This is a genomic window from Streptomyces katrae (assembly GCF_002028425.1).
GTDB lineage: Bacteria > Actinomycetota > Actinomycetes > Streptomycetales > Streptomycetaceae > Streptomyces > Streptomyces katrae_A.
The window spans coordinates 4,925,336-4,941,034 of the sequence record NZ_CP020042.1; the positions used below are offsets into that span (position 1 = coordinate 4,925,336).

A 15,699-nucleotide genomic window follows, 5' to 3' on the forward strand; every position below is an offset into this window, starting at 1 on the left:
ATTGCGCCAGCCACACGATCGAGGGCAGGCCTTCCCGTTCTACGTGGTCGTGGTGGCCGGCCTGCTCTTCGCCGCGCTCGCATTCTTCGTTGTGGGGCAGGCGGCTGTGACGCGTAGCGATGCTCAAGGCGCTGCGGACGCAGCTGCCCTGGCGGCTGCGCGTGAGGCCAGGGACACGGTGCTCTTCGACCTCGATCTCGCGGCGCTGAAGCCCGAAGACTGGAAGAAGATCGCGGACGCGGATTACCTCAAGGCTGGGGGAGCCTGTGCCGAGGCTGACGCATTCGCTGCGCGCAACGACGCCACGGCCCAGTGCGAGGCGGCCCCTCCCCGGTTCACCGTCAAGGTGCAGAGCAACAGGACGGTCGGCGATTCGGTGATTCCGGGCACCAACAGCATGCACGGCACGGCAACGGCCACGGCCTTGGTCGAGTCGAGATGCCACCTCGGCGAGGTGGCCTCCCCGAGCCCCACGCCCACCGCATCTGTGGGGGGAGGTACACCAGAGCCCATGCCGACCGCTACGGCGGCCTCCCCGGTCACATTCACCTGCGACAAGGGTGGCCCGATCAAGTTTGATCCGATGAAACCGGGATCTCTCCGGGAACTGGGCAGGAAGCTCTTCAGCGTGCGTCTCGTCGGCTGACCAGGAACGAAAGACAAGGAAGCGTCACAGATGGGCATTCGGCACATGGCAAAGGTGCGTGGGGGAGCGACTGTTGCAGCGGCTGCGGTCATGGCGCTGATGCTGACCGGATGCGGCGGCACCGAAGAGGTGAAGCCACAACAGAAGCCGGCCGGAGCGCAAGGACAGTCAGCCGGTGGTTCGCAATCCGCAGCGCCCAGCGGCAGCAAGACGCCCGGCCCCGTGGAAGTCATCGCCACGGCCAAGGGTCCGGCAAGCATCACCCTGGAGATCAACTCGGCAGTCCGGGACGCCGGAAACTACGTCACCGTCAGCGGGCAGATCAAGAACGGCGGCACGCAGGCTTTCGTCGAGACAGCGGCCTGGCGTGGTGATGAGCGGAGCGCCAGCGCCGCCTCGGTCGCTGGTGCCACGCTGGTCGACAAGGTGGGCAAGAAGCGCTACTACGTCCTGCGTGATACCGAGGGCCGATGCTCCTGCACAGTCGGCATCACCCGAATCGGGCCGGGAGAGTCCGTCCCGTTCTTCGCTCAGTTCCCGGCTCCGCCTGTCGGCACCAGCGAGGTTGAATTCGGCATTCCCACGTTCGCCACGGCCACCATCAAGATCTCGGGGTGACGTAATGACCCATATCGCCGGCCGGCACCGTGTGGCGGCGGCTGTTGCAGTCGCCGGACTTGTTGCAGCAGGTGCCCAGCTCCTGGGGGTTACCGTCGCGCGTGCCGACGACGTCAAACCATCGGTCCCGCCGGGCACGGAGCCGTCCGCGAATGCTCCTCTGCCCATCGATGCCAAGTCGCCCGGGTTGAAGCTTCCACAGGGGGGGACCCTCGCACCGCCCAAGATCCTGGATCTGGTGGAGGTCGTCGAAGACCTCGGCGGCGAGCAGCGCCGGCAGGAGACCAACCAGAACGTCATGATGGCCCTCCAGTCCGAGGTCCTCTTCCCCGAGAACAGCGCCGTCTTCAACGCCCAGGCCGCCGCCCGCATCCAGGCCATCGCGCAGGAGATCAACACCCAGAAAGCCACCCGCATCCGGGTCTTCGGCTTCACCGACGACCAGGGCAGCTACGAACACGGCAAGGAACTCTCCAAGCAGCGCGCCGACGCCGTCCAGGCGGAACTCGCCAAGACCGTCACCAACCCCGGCGTCACCTACGACGTCCGCGGCTACAGCGAGGACTACCCGATCGCCGACAACAGCACCGAGGAAGGCCGCAAGAAGAACCGCCGCGTCGAGATCACCTTCCCCCGCGGCGCAGCCGGATAACGGCGCGCCCATCGAGCCCGGCGCTACCGTAGAGGGATGATCGAACCGCCGCAGGCCTTCGCCCGGGGCACCATCGCCCGCGAGGGCGACCCCGGAGCCGAATGGCTCGCCCGGCTCCCCGGGATCGTGGAGGAACTGCTCGCACGCTGGGACTGCGCCCCCGACGGCGAGGTCACCCACGGCGGCGTCGGCGTCATCGTCCCCGTGCAGCGGCGCCGGCAGCCCGCCGGCCCGGCCGTCCTCAAGGTGTCGTTCCCGCACCCGGGCAACGTCCACGAACCCGACGCCTTCACCGCCTGGCGCGGCCGCGGCGCCGTCCACCTGCTGGAACGTGACGACGCCCGGTTCGCGATGCTGCTGGAGCGGGCCCGCCCGTCGACCCTGGCGGACGTCGAGGACGGCGACGAGCTCGTCACGGTCGCCGGCCGCCTCAACCACCGCCTCGCCGTCCCCGCCCCGCCCGGCCTGCCCCGGCTGCGCGAGCAGGCCGGCGCCTGGGAGGAGCAGCTGCGCGCGGACGCCGCCGAGCTCCCGCACGCCCTGCCGCCCGGGGTGCTGGACGCCGCCGTGGCCACCGTCCGGGAACTGGGCCCCGCCCAGCCGGACACCCTCGTCCACGGCGACCTCCACGCCGGGAACATCCTGCGCGCCGACCGCGAGCCGTGGCTGGCCGTGGACCCCAAGGGCTACGCGGGCGACCCCGCGTACGACGGCGGCACCCTGCTGAAGTCGCGCGCGCTCACGCTCATCGAAGCCGACGACCCGCGCAAGGCCGTGCACCGGATCCTGGACGTGTTCGCCGAGTCCGCGGAACTCGACCGCGAGCGCGTGCAGCGCTGGGCGCAGTACCACGCCGTCCAGGCGGCGCTCTGGGGACGCCGCCACGGCTTCCGCATCGCCCGCAGCGGGCCGCGCCTGGACCGGCTCACCCGGTTCGCCGACGCCCTGGCGGCACTGCTCACCGAACGCGGCCCCCGTCCCCATCCCCGCCCCTGATCCGCACGCCGAATTGGCTGTATCTCGTCTGCCTCCCCGCCCCCGCGCGAGCGCTTAATGGTGTTCCAGCCATCTGAGGGTCGGGTTCGCGACACCACGGGGGAGCGCATGGACTCCACAGGAAGCGCCGGAGGACCACCGCCACCGCCACCGCCACCGCAGTCACCACCCCCCACGCCTTCCCGGCCCCGTCCGCCGGAGGAGTCCCCGGCCCGGGAAGGGCGCCGGCTGGTGATCCGGGTCAGCGGCCGGATGCTGCGGGTGGGCACGGCGGCCATCCCGCTGCACAACATCACCTGGGTCGACGCCTTCCGGCTCAAGCCCAGGCGGGGCGCGATCTTCCTCCGCACGCTGATGTGGACGGCCGGCACCGTCGCCCTCCTGGTCTACGGCAGCGCCGCATACGCCGGCGGGGGCGACCTGCGCACGATGGGGTTCGAAACCACCCTGCCGGTGCTCGTCCTGGGCACCCTCGTCATCGCCGCCTTCCGGGCCCTGTTCGCCCCCGCCAGGCCGGTACTGGCCATCGAGATGGCCGGCGGCTCCGCGGTGGTCGTGACCCTGCCGAACATGGAAGAGCTGCGGAAGATCGCCGGGCAGGTCGTGTACGCCATCAACCACCCGGAGGCCGAATTCACCGCGATCGTCAACCAGTTCAACAGCAGCAACACGAACCACTTCGGCCCCGTCGTCAACATGAACGGCGGCAGCGGGAACACGGGGATCAGGCTGTGAGTGACACTCCGACCACCAATGCGAACACCAGCACGAACACCAACTACTACGCCCCCGTGGTCAACATGAACGACGGCCAGGGCAACGTCGGCATCAACTACGGCACCATCGGCGACCCGACCGCCCACGACACCGAACTCCGTGCCACCGTCGAGGAACTGGTCCGCCTCCTCGGGGAGCTGCGCCCCCACCTCACGCCCGACCAGGACCGGGCCGTCGAACAGGCCCTGCCCGCGCTCACCTCGGACCCCGCGGCCCTCCCCCAGCGCGGCCTCGTCCTGGCCCGCCTCGCCCAGATCGCGGCCGCCGTCGGCGCGGTGGGCCAGCCCGCGGCGGAAGCGGTGAACAGGCTCCTCGCCCTCCTCGGCGGCTGACTGCGCACCCCTCGAAATGTAATGGTCACATGGTCATAGGACCCCTATACTCCGGCGCATGTCACAGTCCATAACGATCAGGCGCGCCACCGCACATGACGCCGAGGCCCTCACCGCACTCGTGCAGCAGTCGGGCGCCTACTCGGGTCAGTACGCCACGATCATCGCCGGGTACCGGGTGACGGCCGACTACATCGACCGGCACGAGGTCTTCGCCGCCGTCAGGCCGCCCGGCGAGGGCGACGGCGGCGGCTCGATCCTGGGCTTCTACGCCCTCCTGCCGGAACAGGCCGAACTCGACCTGGCCTTCGTGGCCGACGCGACGCAGGGGGCCGGGGTCGGGCGGCTGCTCGTGGAGCACATGCTCGACCGGGCGCGGAGGGCGGGCCTCGCACACGTGCGGGTCGTGTCGCACCCGCCGGCCGAGGCGTTCTACCGGCGTCTGGGCGCCGAGCGCGTCGGAACGGTCGCCCCTTCGCCGCCGAAGGTCACCTGGGAACGCCCCGAACTGCGCTTCCTGACGACCGCCCCGCCCGTCGCCGCCGCGACGCCCGACACCCGGGTGATCGTCCTCAACGGTGGTTCCAGCTCCGGCAAGTCCGGGATCGTGCGGTGCCTGTAGGCCGTCCTGCCCGGCCCCTGGCTGGCCCTCGGCGTGGACACGCTGGTCGACGCCATGCCGCCCTCCCTCCGGGCGTCGGAGGCGGGGATCGGCTTCGCCGAGGGCGGCGAGGTCGTCGTCGGCGAGGCGTTCCGCACCCTCGACGCCGCCTGGGCCGACGGGATCGCCGCCATGGCCCGCGCCGGGGCCCGGATCGTCGTGGACGACGTCTTCCTCGGCGGCCCGGAGTCCCAGCGGCGCTGGCGGAAGGCGCTGGAAGGGCTGGACGTCCTGTGGGTCGGCATCCGCTGCGACGCCGAGGTCGCCGCGGCCCGTGAGATCGCCCGCGGCGACCGGCCCTCGGGGATGGCCGCGGCCCAGGCCGAGACGGTCCACCGGGGCGTGGCCTACGACCTGGAGGTCGACACCACCCACACCGAATCCCTGACCTGCGCCCGCGCCATCGCCGCGCACATCCGGGACACGCACGCCCAGGAGCCGCGTGACGTGTGACGCGGGTCACCTGGAAAGGGTGACACAGGGCTGTCGCGCACCATTGCGAACCTCGACGCATGACGAAGACGAAGACGAAGACGGCGAAGACGAAGACGACGAAGGCCTCGAATCCGACCGCGACCCTCCCCCTCACCGACGAGGACTGCCTCGCCGAGACCCTCGCCTTCAATGCGCGTTTCGAGGTCGAAGCGGCGAGCCGCCCCGCCCGCGGGGCCGCCCCGGACGCGGCCCTCCTCGCCCTCCTGCGCCGCAACCGGCTCGCGGGGGACGCGCCGCCCGTGCGGCTGCCCCAGGGGCGGGACCGTACGGTCGCGGGCGGGGTACGGGTGCGGACCTTCATGCCGGGCGCGGGCGCGGGCGCGGACCCGGACGGCGGCGGCCGGGCCCGCGGGGTGTATCTGCACATCCACGGCGGCGGCTGGTCCTTCGGCTCCGCCGACGGTCAGGACGAGCGGCTCCGGCGGATCGCTGAAGAGGCCCGGCTCGCCGTGGTGAGCGTGGACTACCGGCTCGCACCCGAACACCCCTTCCCCGCCGGGCCCGACGACTGCGAGGCCGTCGCCCGCTGGCTCGTCGCGCACGCCGCCGCCGAGTTCGGGACCGACCGCCTCCTCATCGGCGGCGAGTCCGCCGGCGCCCACCTCGCCGTCCTGACCCTGCTGCGCCTCCGCGACCGCCACGGCATCTCCGGGGCCTTCCGCGCCGCACACCTCCTCTACGGCCCCTACGACCTCTCCATGACCCCGAGCCAGCGCTCCTTCGGCCCCCGCCCGCTCCTCAGCAACACCGAATCCCTCCACGGCAGTTACGAGCTCTTCTCGCCCGGCACCGACCCGCAGCAGCGCCGCGACCCCCAGCTCTCGCCGCTCTACGCCGACCTGACCGGCCTGCCGCCCGCCCGTATCGTCGTCGGCACGCAGGACCCGCTCCTGGACGACTCCCTCTTCCTCGCCCGGCGCTGGCAGGCAGCGGGCGCGCCCGTCCAACTCGGTGTCGTGGCAGGCGCGATGCACGGGTTCACCCTCTTCCCCCTCACCATCACCGAACGGGAGCTCGCGCGCGAACGGGAGTTCCTGGCCGCCACCACACCCCGGTAGCGTCGGCCCCATGGACCGCACCACCCGCCTCTACGCCCTGGTGGAGGAGCTGCGCGCCGCGGCGCCCCGCCCCCGTCCGGTCGCCGCCCTCGCCGCCCGGTTCGAGGTCAGTACGCGGACGGTGCAGCGCGACCTCCAGGCACTGATGGACTCCGGCGTCCCCGTCCGCACCACCCTCGGGCGGGGCGGCGGCTGGACGGTCGACCCGGCGATGACCCTGCCCCCCGTCCACTTCACCGCCGACGAGGCCGCGGCCCTGGCCGCCGCGCTCGCCACCGCGGGAACCCCCTACGCGGCCGCCGCCCGTGCGGCGTACCAGAAGCTCCTCGCCTCGATGACCGGCCCCGCCGCCGCGGCGGCCGAAACCCTCGCCGCCCGGATCGTCGCCCTCCCGTCCCGGACGCGGCGGACGGTCCGCGACGCGGTGGAACGGGCCCTCACCGACGGCACCGCCCTACGGCTCTCGTACGCCGACGCGACCGGCCGCGCCAGCGAACGCGCCGTGGAACCGGCCGGCCTGCTCACCGCCGGGGGCCACTGGTACCTCATCGCCTGGTGCCGCACCCGCCGGGCGGGCCGCGGCTTCCGCCTGGACCGCATCACGGAAGCCACCCCGACCGACGAACCGGCCCGCCCCCACGACCTGACCACCCTCCTCCGCGGCTCGGCGGCCGCCACCGCGACCCCGCCGGCCGCGCTGGACGGGAGTCCGCGCGCCTCTGGTTCCGTGAGATGAAGGGCGTCGTATTGTCAGCCGGTTCTGCACCCGCGGTCCCGTAGCACGGCCTGGTAGAAGGCGTCGAAGATCGCGGAGAGCGCCCTGCCGGACGCGTCGACCCCCTTGTCCAGGAGCAGGTCTCCGTAGGCGTCGTTGTGGCTCATGCCGACGTACAGGTCCCCGGAGGGGCAGGCGACCACGGTCCGCCTGTTGTCGGCCGTGGCCGTCGTGTCGCGGCGGACCCCCCGGGCCAGCACGGGGTCGTCGCTGACCGTCAGGGTGATCCGGGGCTCACCGGGGCCGCGCAGCTGCACCTCGCACGCCCGGGTCCGCGAGCCGCGGCCGGTGACCCGGGAGGGGCCCTGCTCCGCCTTCCCCGGGAGGAGAGCGGCCTGCGGCAACCTGAAGCCGGGCACCTCGCAGGTGTTCGCCGGATCGTCGGCGTCGACCGGCCCCTGAAGGCGCGCGGGGGTGTTGAGCATGCCGGTGTCCTGGCAGCCCAGGCCCTCCGCGACGTGCCGCGCCGCGCTCATGGCGACCTTCGCCAGCGCGACGGGCTCCCCCCTGCCCCTGGTCATGGCGAGCTTGAGTACGGGTACCTGGCTGTGCCGGAGGCCCGGCCGGAGTTCGTAGGTGCAACCGCTGGGCAGCAGCACCCAGGCCTGCGTCCCGGAGGCCGCCCCGGTTGCTCCGCCCACGAAGTAGGAGCCGGCCGAGGCGTTCTTCCACAGCGGCGACCCCGAGAAGGCGAAGTCGGCCTCGTCGAAGGAAAGTTCGGCCGTCATCCGCGGCCGTCCCGCGCCGAGCAGCCCGTCGGCGCGCTGGACGGTGCACGAGAAGGAGTAGTACGGATCCCGGGCATCGTAGCCGTGGCCCTGCTCCAGCCGCCCGGGTCCGGCGAGCGCCGCTCTTGCCTCGGCGGAGTCGAGGGCGCCCTTGCAGAAGCGGTCCTGGCCGAGCACGTCGGTGTCCGACCGGAGGAGCAGCCCGGCGCCGGCCGTCAGAGCCAAGGCCCCGGCCAGCGCGGCGAACAGCGGTCGCCGGCGCCTTCGCGGGGTGTGATCGGACATGGGCGTCACTTTCGGTCTCGCAGGGCGTCGTAGGCGCTCTCCCGGCCGCTGGTGTAGCTCTGCCGGGCTTCCCGCTGAGCGGCCTCGACCATGGTGTTCGGCTGCTGGGTCTTGTCGCCCCAGCTCTTGAAGAACTGGTTGAGGTCCTGCTGGGCGCTGTCGTTCCCGGAGCTGATCCGTTCGCGGGCGAGCAGGCCCTCCTCGGCAGTGACTCCCTTGAGCCATTCGTTCCAGCATCCGTCGACGACGCGTTGGGCCAGGTCACCGACGACCGGAAGGCCGGTGACGGCTCCGCCGATGACGTGGTACCCGTACACGCGCTGGTCGGTGCTGGTGCTCACCTTCAGGTCGCGTTCGCTCAGGTGGACATCGCCGCCGATCGCATTGATCGCGCCGTTGACCTCACCGATCTTCGCCGCGCGGTTCTTGACCGCCTCGGGGTCGGACAGGTTCTCCGTGGTGATCTGCTCCGCCATGTAGCGCCGCTCGGACTCGTGCAGGAGGAAGTAGTTCTCCGGATCCTCGGACGCGCCGCGCAGGACGCGGAGGAGGCTGCTCCTGCTGTTCTGGATCTGGGAGTGGTCACCGTCCGCGCGTGCGTCGTGTGCGCCGACCAGGCCGCCGGGCCCGTCGCCCGCGATGATGTCCACGATGTCGGGGGAGTACGAGGACAGGGCGCGGGCGAGCGGGCCGCGTAGGTTCGCGTACTCGGCGCTCTTCAGGACATTGTCGGCCTGGCCCTTCAAGTGGCCTTTGTCGTCCTTTCCGTTGGCGTCGCCGTAGTCGAGCAGGTTGACCGTGTCGTGCATGATCCGGGCCTCGGCCTCGGAGTGCCGGCCGAGCTCGGTGCCGGGAGAAGCGGCGGGATGGCCCGTCGTGGCCGCTTCCAGGGCGAGTCCCAGCCCCGCGCGGACGTCCTTGTCGAAGGTGTCGCTGCCCGTGCGCTCGATGTTGCCCGTCCAGGTCGTGGTGTCGACGTGGTTCCAGTCGCGGTCCTTCAGCAGGTAGGGGAGATTGTCGTTCTTTCCGTCCGGTCCCGGGTCGAGATAGGAGGCGGCGGCCGCCGGGTCCTTGGACATGATGCCGAGCAGCCCGTCGAGCGGGTCATTGGCGAACCAACCCTTGTTCCTGCCGCTGAAGTCACTCGTCAGATCCCAGACGTCCGGGTTGCCGCCGCGCTTCTTGTCCTCGGCCGTGCGGATGTCGTCGGCCAGATCGCGCATGAACGGTGCCGAGTAGCCATCACCGTTTTGCATGAGGGTGACCAGGCTCTGGTAGCCGCGAACCTTCTGCCCGTGGCCTGTGCCGATCTGAGGGCTGTCGCCGATCTGCTTCAGATCGAACTGCTGCGCACCGGTGTGCTTCAGCTGCGTCCTGAAGTCCTGGTAGAACGCGGACCTGGGGTCCTGCATCGCGTTCGACAGGGAGTTCGCGAGGCCCTTCTCCACGTCCAGGTAGCGCTGCTTGTTGCCCTTGTCGTCGCCGTACGCGTGGTCGTTCAGCTTGTTCGCGAGCTTCAGGGTGTTCTCCGCGCCCATTCCGTTGAGGAAGGTCTGGCTGAACTCCTGGCTCTTGGCGTTGTCGCGGAAGGAACGGTCCAGCTCGGCGTACTCGGCCGCGGAAACGTTCCCGCCGCTGTTGATGCGGGTGGCGATGGACTGGGCGTTGCGGGCCTCGTAGACCTCGATGTCCCCTTGGGCGTCGGCGTTGAAGCCGTGGGAGGTCTGGTCGCCGCCGAAAGCGTCCTTGTTGCTGTCGACCACCACCGCGTCGAGGGCGATCTTGACGCCCTGGTCGGCCTCCGAGACGGCCTTCACCCCGTCGTCGATGCGCTGCTGCCATTCGGTGACGGCCTTGCGTATGGAGGCCTCGCCGTCCGGGTCGTGGTGGTAGGCGCTGCGCTCGGCGGGGGTGAGCCTGGAGAAGTCGAAGGCGACCTGGCCCCCCTCCGAGACGGTCATGCCTGCCTGGACCGCCTTGTCCCGGGCGCTCTCGACCCTGTTCCTCAGGTCGGTGAACTGCTCGTGGGCGTCGCGCAACAGGCCGGCGATCGCCTTGGCCTGGATCTGCGCGGCGGAGTATTCGTAGCGGGTACCGGTGAAGCTGTCGTGGGCGACGAGGGCGCTGGCGCCGAGCCAGTCGGGGCCCATGGTGATCTTCTGGACGCTGTCGCCGTAGCGGCCCTCGACCTTCTTCAGCTCCTCCGCCATGGCGTCCCATTTGTCGGCGGCTGTGGTCAGCTGGGTCAGGTCGGTCGTCAGCACCTGGTGGTACGTCAGCACCCGTTCCCCCTAGAGCTCGTTGAGCTTCGACGGCGGAGCGATCGCCCGGAAGCCGTCACCCGTGGCGATGTCGTTGCGCGCGAAGAGCCCCGAGGCGCCGCGCAGTGAGCTCTTCTCCGAGGCGAGCCGGCCCATCAGTACCTTGACTTGCTGGTCCCAGGTGTCCGCCACCTTTTTCAGACCTGCGGCGGTGTCCCAGCCCGCGAACGTCTTCACCGCCGTGGCGGTGGCCTCGTCCGCGTGTTCGGCGGCCTTCTTGGTGTTCGGCTGCAGCTCGGTCTCGATGGCGTTCGCGGCGTCCGCCTTCTGGGAGGGTGTGGAGGCGAAATCCGCCGAGCCTCCCGGTCCTCCCGGGCGTAACCGGTCCTGGCCGTCCCGTTCCCCTGGCATGTCCCTGCCCTCCCGTGCGGTGGACCGTGATCGTAGAACGGCGGCGCGTCCGTGATCCATGAGGAACGGGGAAAGAAGCCGTCAAGATCCAGGGACAGGGGTCCGGGATCTTGACGGCTCGGGGCGGGTCAGCTGCCGCCGTGGGCGGGGTGGGGGCCGGATCCTGCGTGCTGTCCGGGCGGGGCGGCGGGGTGTGCGTGTGCGTGGGCGGTCGGCAGGAGCCAGGTGGCGACGAGTGCGGTCAGGAGGGCGGTCCACCACGCGATGCGGCCGCGCGTGGTGAACGGGGCGGGCTGGCGCATCATGTCTTCTTCCGAGAGAAGCGGATGATGCGAAAAGCTAGCGAAATGGGAGGTTTCGGTCGGGCATGTCGGCCCGGGGCGGGGTGTGTCGTCAGCCGTCCGGGTGGAGGAGGTGATCGGCCTTGCCGGCCTTGATGTCCCGGATGAGGGCCGATAGCGCTGCGCGGCTGTCGGTGAGGGGACGGTCTTCTTGTCCGGCTACGGCGATATAGCTGTTCCCGTCGCTGTCCACGCCGATCCGGTAGCAGTTGTTGCCCTCGGCGCAGTACGGCTCTTCCCAGGCGATGTCCGGCATAGGCGTGGCTCCTCAGAGTTCGCGGGCGATGGCATGGATGAGGTCCCTGGAGCCTTGAGCATCGAGCGTACGCTCGGCCATCCAGTTCATGTGCGCGTCGTATTTGGCGAGTTGCGCAGGGGCGTGAGTGAATTCCGGTCCGTGCGCCGAGTCGAGCTGGACGGTGTCCAACTGGGGGACCGGCCCGTGCGCGTACATCACTGCGTGGCCTGCCCCAGGGAACTCCCCGACTTCGACGGGGAGTACGTGCAGGGCGATGTGCTCCCGCTCGGACATGGCGCACAGGTGCTCAAGCTGTTCACGCGTCGTGCGGCGCCCGCCGAACTGCATGCGCAGTGCCAGTTCGTGCACGTACGCCGTGTACTGCACCGGCGCTTCCCGCTCCAGCACCCGCTGACGCTGCATGCGTTGCGTGATCCGGAGTTCGATCTCGGACGTGGGGAGGGCTGGGATCGCCGAGGCGAACACCGCGCGGGCGTAGCCGCTCAGCTGGAGCAGTCCGGGCAGGTGCACGGTCTGCATGGTCCGCAGGCGCGTCGCGTGCCATTCGAGTTCGGCAACGTCCAGCAGCCCGTGTGGCAATGTCCCCCGGTACTGTTCCCACCAGCCGCGGGTCCGGTTCCCGGCCATTTCTGCCAGCGCCTCGACGTAAGCGTCGTCCGGGCACTCGTAGTTGCTGGCCAGTATGCGGACGCGCTCGGGTGACGTCGCTCGGACTCCAGCCTCCATGTTGGAGACCTTCGTCCGGTCCAGGCCCAGCAGGCCGCCGGCGTAATCGGTCGTCGCGTCCGCAGCCATCCGCATCTTGCGCAGTTCGGCGCCGAGACGCTGCTGTCGAACGGTGGGCGTCGCTCTGGTTGGCATGCGGGTCAGTCTGCCGCGCACAGACGTGCACGGTCCATTGAGGGGGCAATTGCCTCCAGCTGGTGGCACCCGATCCCCCTGCTGCCCTACATTGGGTAGCGCACCGCTCACCCAGGGGAGTCGAAGTGCATCGCCGCAGCATGCCTCGGCCTCGGCGACGGGCCACCTCCCCATACCGCGTGAGCCATCCGTGCGCGTCGAGCTTCCTACGCCAATTCGCCGTCCATCCAGACGACTTGGGAGCCGAACATGCTCACCCCCTTCAACGCGCCCTTCTTCGGCGCCCCCACCGCCTGCCCCGTCGCCCCCGACGGCCCCCCGCAGCCGGCCCCGCCGGACGGGCTTTCGTGCAGCATGACCCTGCCCGCCTCCGCCCGGTCGGCCGGTATCGCCCGGCAGGCGGTGCGGGCCGCCCTGCACGCCTACGCGCTCGACCCCCTCGCGCCCACCGCCGTCCAGGCCGCCTCCGAACTCATGGGCTCCGCCTGGCGGATGGACCCGAACGGGGAGCTGTACCTCTCGCTCCGCCACCGTGACGACGCCCTCCGCCTGATCGTCTACGACGGCCACCCCACCCACGGCCACCCCCGGCTGGCGGCACTGTGCGAGGCGCGCCGGCGGGCCACCCTCCGCGTCTTCTCCGCGCTCGTCCGGGACCACGGCGGGGAATGGGGCGTCGGGCCCTCCCGCGAACCCGGCGGGGGGACCCGTACCTGGGCCACGCTGCCCCTGCGGCCCGGGGAGTAGAACGGCCCCGCCGGGGAGACGGCGGGGCCGGGGTGCAGCAGGGGCGGTCAGTGTTCGGCGCGCAGGACTCCGAGGAGGCCGTTCTCCTCATCGTTGATCCCCGCCGCGAACCAGACGGCTTCCCGGCCGCCGGACTCGTCCGTGCCGCGCTTGAGCCCCCACAGGCCGGGGATCGAGATCGGGTGGCCGTCGCGGTCCTTCACGGTCCCCTTGAACTTGCCCGTGTGCAGGTCGAAGGCGTTGATGCGGCCGTCTCCGAAGTTGCCGACGAGCAGGTCGCCGGCGAACTTCCCGAACCCCTTGGGCGCCACTTCCAGGCCCCACGGCGAGTTGAGGACGCCCCCGCTCACGAAGCGCTCCAGCAGCTTCCCCTGCTTGCTGAACACGTCGATGAACCCGTGGCCCGCGCCGGGGACGTCGTCCTCCTTCTCGTCGTCCTGCAAGGCGTACGTGACGAACACCTTGGAGCCGATCTCCTTGACGTTGAACGGCGCGTAGCCGGCGGGAAGGGAGGGGTCCTGGAACGCCCCGTCGGGCGGGAGGAGGCCGAAGTCCTCGTCGAAGACGTCGATGCGCGCGTCACGGAAGTTGGCGACGAGCAGCCTCGGCTCTCCGTGCTCGCGGCCGTGGTCGTCCTTCTTCTCGCGGACCAGCTCCAGCCCCTTGAAGATGGCGGTCTCGCTGCCGCTGTCCTCGTGGGCGACTGGGATCGCGTTCGTCGGGTTCACCTCCGGGTTGTACGCGAACAGGTCGCCGTGCTCCCCCGCGAAGATGAAGCGGGCCGGGCCGCTCTTCCCGGAGTCGCTGAACTCGAAGTCGTCCCCGTCGTTGCGCACGACCCCGGTGGGCGCGCCGTCCGTGGGGAAGGACACCACGCGGGACAGGATCTTGACGGGCTTCCCCTTCTGGCCGCCCGAGTACGTCGTGGCCGAGTCGCTGTGGTTGTCCGAGACCAGGATCTGTCCGGAGCGGTTGGTCACCAGGCCCCACGGGTTGGCCAGGTGCGGATCGGTCGCCTGCGCCCTGCCCGGGATGTCGGAGACGAGGTCGACCTCCCGGAACCCGCGGTCCTTGCTGGGATGCGGGTCCCCGGGCACGGGCGGTGCGGCGGCGGCGAGGGCGCCGACGGTGCCGAGGGTCAGCGCGGCCGCCACCAGGCGCGTGCTCAGGGGGCGGGGGCGGCGGCGGGACGAGACGGGCTGGGGCATGCGGATGCTCCACTTCCAGCGGGGACGAACCGGTCGCAGACATCACAGTGGGAGGGCGCGCGGGCGTCCCGCCCGACACGCGAAGCCCGGTGCGCTCCCCTCGAATGGGCTGCGCCCAACCAGCCGATGGCAGGGTGCGGTGCACGGCATCGCAGTACCGGCTCCGCGCCGACGACGACGCCCACGGCGTCGTCGTCTACCCCAGGTCTACCCGCCCGCCATCGCCGACGCGGCCCTTCGCCCCGGGGGAGGGCCGCCCCGGGGCGGGTCAGGCCTTGCGGGGCTGGTTGAAGCGCAGCATGTTCCCCGCCGGGTCGCGGAAGGCGCAGTCGCGGACCCCGTACGGCTGGTCCATCGGCTCCTGGAGGACGTCGGCGCCCGCCGCGCGGATCCGCTCGAAGGTGGCGTCGACGTCGTCGGTGGTGAAGATGACCCCGCGCAGCATGCCCTTGGCCATCAGCTCCGCGACGGCCTGGCGGTCGGCGGGGGTGGCGTTCGGGTCGGCGAGCGGAGGCTCCAGGACGATCTCCACGTCCTGCGAGGGCGAGCCGACGGTCACCCAGCGCATGTTCTCGTACCCGACGTCGTTGCGGACCTCCAGGCCCAGGACGTCCCGGTAGAAGGGGATGGCCTTGTCGTGGTCGTCGACGGCGATGAAGCACTGCGAAAGCTTGATTCCCATGGCTTCGACCCTACGGGCGGCCGTCCGGTTTGGCTTCTCCGTTCCTGACCGGCCGGGTGTGGATCTTGGCGATGCAGGCGGGGATGGCGGCGCCCGCGCCGTGGTCGCGGGCCCGGTAGGCGCTCGGGCTCTCGCCGACCAGCTCGGTGAAACGGGAGCTGAACGAGCCCAGCGACGTACAGCCGACCTCGAAGCAGACCTCCGTCACCGACAGGTCGCCGCGCCGCAGCAGGGCCTTGGCCCGTTCGATGCGGCGGGTCATGAGGTAGCCGTAGGGGGTCTCGCCGTAGGCGGCGCGGAAGCTGCGCTGGAAGTGGCCGACCGACATCAGGGCGATGCGCGCCAGGGCGGGGACGTCCAGCGGCTCTGCGTAGTCGCGGTCCATCGCGTCACGGGCCCGGCGGAGCCGGACGAGGTCCTCCAGGTTCATGGCCCCCACCATCTCACAGGGCGAAATCGGCCTGCCCGAGCCGATCTTGGGCGCCTAGGCTGCGCCGCATGCCGCAGCCCGTGAAACTCCTCGTCCTGATCACCACCCTCCCCGGCCGCGGCCGGGAGCAGCGGGAGGCGTACGAGCGCCTCGCGCCGCTGGTCCGGGCGGAGGAGGGGTGCCTGCGGTACGACCTCCACGGGGTGGCGGACGACCCGGACCGCTTCGTCCTGATCGAGGAGTGGACCTCGAAGGCCGCCCTGGCCGCCCACGACGCCACCCCCCACATGATCGAGGCCGACGCCGCCGCCCCCGCCTTCCGCGCGGGCCCGGCCCAGCTCCTGGAACTGACCACAGCCCTGCCGGCCTGAATCCGCCCGACTGCCGGCCCGTTCGAGGGTTCGGCGGCGATCTCGATGCATATGATCAACGCCATCCGGCGAGACGCCGTGCGCGCGGTGCGCACGGTGCGCGCG

General features: G+C 71.1%; 19 protein-coding genes and 2 pseudogenes. 12 read left to right on the top strand and 9 right to left on the bottom strand.

Annotation, left to right across the window (positions count from 1 at the left end; translation table 11 throughout):
- Nucleotide 1 precedes the first annotated feature (1 nt).
- The 10 genes and pseudogenes from B4U46_RS22610 to B4U46_RS22655 all read left to right on the top strand — a co-directional run bounded on the left by B4U46_RS22610 (nucleotide 2) and on the right by B4U46_RS22655 (nucleotide 6,971).
- Entirely contained in the window at nucleotides 2-646 is a 645-nt protein-coding gene (locus tag B4U46_RS22610; RefSeq protein WP_257790364.1) for a pilus assembly protein TadG-related protein, read from the top strand.
- Nucleotides 647-736: 90 nt separating this feature from the next.
- On the top strand, nucleotides 737-1,264 hold the full coding sequence (locus tag B4U46_RS22615) for a hypothetical protein (RefSeq protein WP_237293072.1): 528 nt from the start codon (nucleotides 737-739) through the stop codon (nucleotides 1,262-1,264).
- A gap of 4 nt (nucleotides 1,265-1,268) precedes the next feature.
- Nucleotides 1,269-1,916, top strand: coding sequence for an OmpA family protein (locus B4U46_RS22620; protein WP_079429527.1), 648 nt, complete (start codon nucleotides 1,269-1,271; stop codon nucleotides 1,914-1,916).
- A gap of 36 nt (nucleotides 1,917-1,952) precedes the next feature.
- Nucleotides 1,953-2,912, top strand: coding sequence for an aminoglycoside phosphotransferase family protein (locus tag B4U46_RS22625; protein ID WP_079429528.1), 960 nt, complete (start codon nucleotides 1,953-1,955; stop codon nucleotides 2,910-2,912).
- A 231-nt stretch (nucleotides 2,913-3,143) separates the two neighbouring features.
- Nucleotides 3,144-3,647 carry a DUF6232 family protein gene (locus B4U46_RS22630; protein WP_237293073.1) on the top strand — a complete coding sequence of 168 codons (504 nt, stop codon included), beginning with the start codon at nucleotides 3,144-3,146 and terminating at the stop codon, nucleotides 3,645-3,647.
- Nucleotides 3,644-4,021, top strand: a complete 378-nt coding sequence (locus tag B4U46_RS22635; protein ID WP_237293074.1) for a hypothetical protein — start codon at nucleotides 3,644-3,646, stop codon at nucleotides 4,019-4,021. Before B4U46_RS22630 ends, B4U46_RS22635 begins: the two co-directional genes overlap by 4 nt.
- 58 nt (nucleotides 4,022-4,079) lie before the next feature.
- A pseudogene (locus B4U46_RS22640) lies at nucleotides 4,080-4,472 on the top strand (GNAT family N-acetyltransferase); the annotation flags it as partial.
- 111 nt (nucleotides 4,473-4,583) lie between these two features.
- Nucleotides 4,584-5,135, top strand: a pseudogene (cpt, locus tag B4U46_RS22645) (chloramphenicol phosphotransferase CPT).
- Between the two features lie 59 nt (nucleotides 5,136-5,194).
- The gene (locus B4U46_RS22650) at nucleotides 5,195-6,235 is read left to right on the top strand and encodes an alpha/beta hydrolase (RefSeq protein WP_079429529.1); all 1,041 of its coding nucleotides are present in this window, start codon (nucleotides 5,195-5,197) and stop codon (nucleotides 6,233-6,235) included.
- A gap of 10 nt (nucleotides 6,236-6,245) precedes the next feature.
- Nucleotides 6,246-6,971 (top strand): helix-turn-helix transcriptional regulator, encoded by a 726-nt coding sequence (locus B4U46_RS22655; RefSeq protein WP_079429530.1) that lies wholly within the window; start codon nucleotides 6,246-6,248, stop codon nucleotides 6,969-6,971.
- A 14-nt stretch (nucleotides 6,972-6,985) separates the two neighbouring features.
- On the opposite strand, the gene B4U46_RS22660 is transcribed toward B4U46_RS22655, so the two are convergent.
- From B4U46_RS22660 to B4U46_RS22680, 6 genes are all read right to left on the bottom strand, one after another.
- Entirely contained in the window at nucleotides 6,986-8,023 is a 1,038-nt protein-coding gene (locus B4U46_RS22660) for a hypothetical protein (RefSeq protein ID WP_079429531.1), read from the bottom strand.
- 5 nt (nucleotides 8,024-8,028) lie between these two features.
- Nucleotides 8,029-10,305: a DUF6571 family protein gene (locus tag B4U46_RS22665; protein ID WP_199848305.1), complete on the bottom strand. Its 2,277-nt coding sequence runs from the start codon at nucleotides 10,303-10,305 to the stop codon at nucleotides 8,029-8,031.
- A gap of 9 nt (nucleotides 10,306-10,314) precedes the next feature.
- Nucleotides 10,315-10,695, bottom strand: a complete 381-nt coding sequence (locus tag B4U46_RS22670) for a hypothetical protein (RefSeq protein ID WP_079429532.1) — start codon at nucleotides 10,693-10,695, stop codon at nucleotides 10,315-10,317.
- 128 nt (nucleotides 10,696-10,823) lie between these two features.
- Nucleotides 10,824-10,997: a hypothetical protein gene (locus tag B4U46_RS37505; protein ID WP_159402116.1), complete on the bottom strand. Its 174-nt coding sequence runs from the start codon at nucleotides 10,995-10,997 to the stop codon at nucleotides 10,824-10,826.
- A 91-nt stretch (nucleotides 10,998-11,088) separates the two neighbouring features.
- Nucleotides 11,089-11,292: a hypothetical protein gene (locus B4U46_RS22675; RefSeq protein WP_079429533.1), complete on the bottom strand. Its 204-nt coding sequence runs from the start codon at nucleotides 11,290-11,292 to the stop codon at nucleotides 11,089-11,091.
- Nucleotides 11,293-11,304: 12 nt separating this feature from the next.
- Nucleotides 11,305-12,156: a helix-turn-helix domain-containing protein gene (locus B4U46_RS22680; RefSeq protein ID WP_079429534.1), complete on the bottom strand. Its 852-nt coding sequence runs from the start codon at nucleotides 12,154-12,156 to the stop codon at nucleotides 11,305-11,307.
- Between the two features lie 249 nt (nucleotides 12,157-12,405).
- Here B4U46_RS22680 and B4U46_RS22685 point away from each other — a divergent pair, with 249 nt between their 5' ends.
- Entirely contained in the window at nucleotides 12,406-12,903 is a 498-nt protein-coding gene (locus tag B4U46_RS22685) for an ATP-binding protein (protein WP_079429535.1), read from the top strand.
- 47 nt (nucleotides 12,904-12,950) lie between these two features.
- Here B4U46_RS22685 and B4U46_RS22690 read toward each other — a convergent pair whose 3' ends face one another.
- The 3 genes from B4U46_RS22690 to B4U46_RS22700 form a co-directional block, all read right to left on the bottom strand.
- Nucleotides 12,951-14,111 (bottom strand): TIGR03118 family protein, encoded by a 1,161-nt coding sequence (locus B4U46_RS22690; RefSeq protein ID WP_079429536.1) that lies wholly within the window; start codon nucleotides 14,109-14,111, stop codon nucleotides 12,951-12,953.
- A 268-nt stretch (nucleotides 14,112-14,379) separates the two neighbouring features.
- Nucleotides 14,380-14,793, bottom strand: a complete 414-nt coding sequence (locus B4U46_RS22695) for a VOC family protein (protein WP_079429537.1) — start codon at nucleotides 14,791-14,793, stop codon at nucleotides 14,380-14,382.
- Nucleotides 14,794-14,803: 10 nt separating this feature from the next.
- Nucleotides 14,804-15,223 (bottom strand): helix-turn-helix transcriptional regulator, encoded by a 420-nt coding sequence (locus B4U46_RS22700; RefSeq protein WP_079429538.1) that lies wholly within the window; start codon nucleotides 15,221-15,223, stop codon nucleotides 14,804-14,806.
- Nucleotides 15,224-15,291: 68 nt separating this feature from the next.
- Between B4U46_RS22700 and B4U46_RS22705 the strand changes: the two genes are divergently transcribed.
- Nucleotides 15,292-15,594: a putative quinol monooxygenase gene (locus B4U46_RS22705; protein WP_079429539.1), complete on the top strand. Its 303-nt coding sequence runs from the start codon at nucleotides 15,292-15,294 to the stop codon at nucleotides 15,592-15,594.
- The last annotated feature ends 105 nt before the right edge of the window (nucleotides 15,595-15,699 follow it).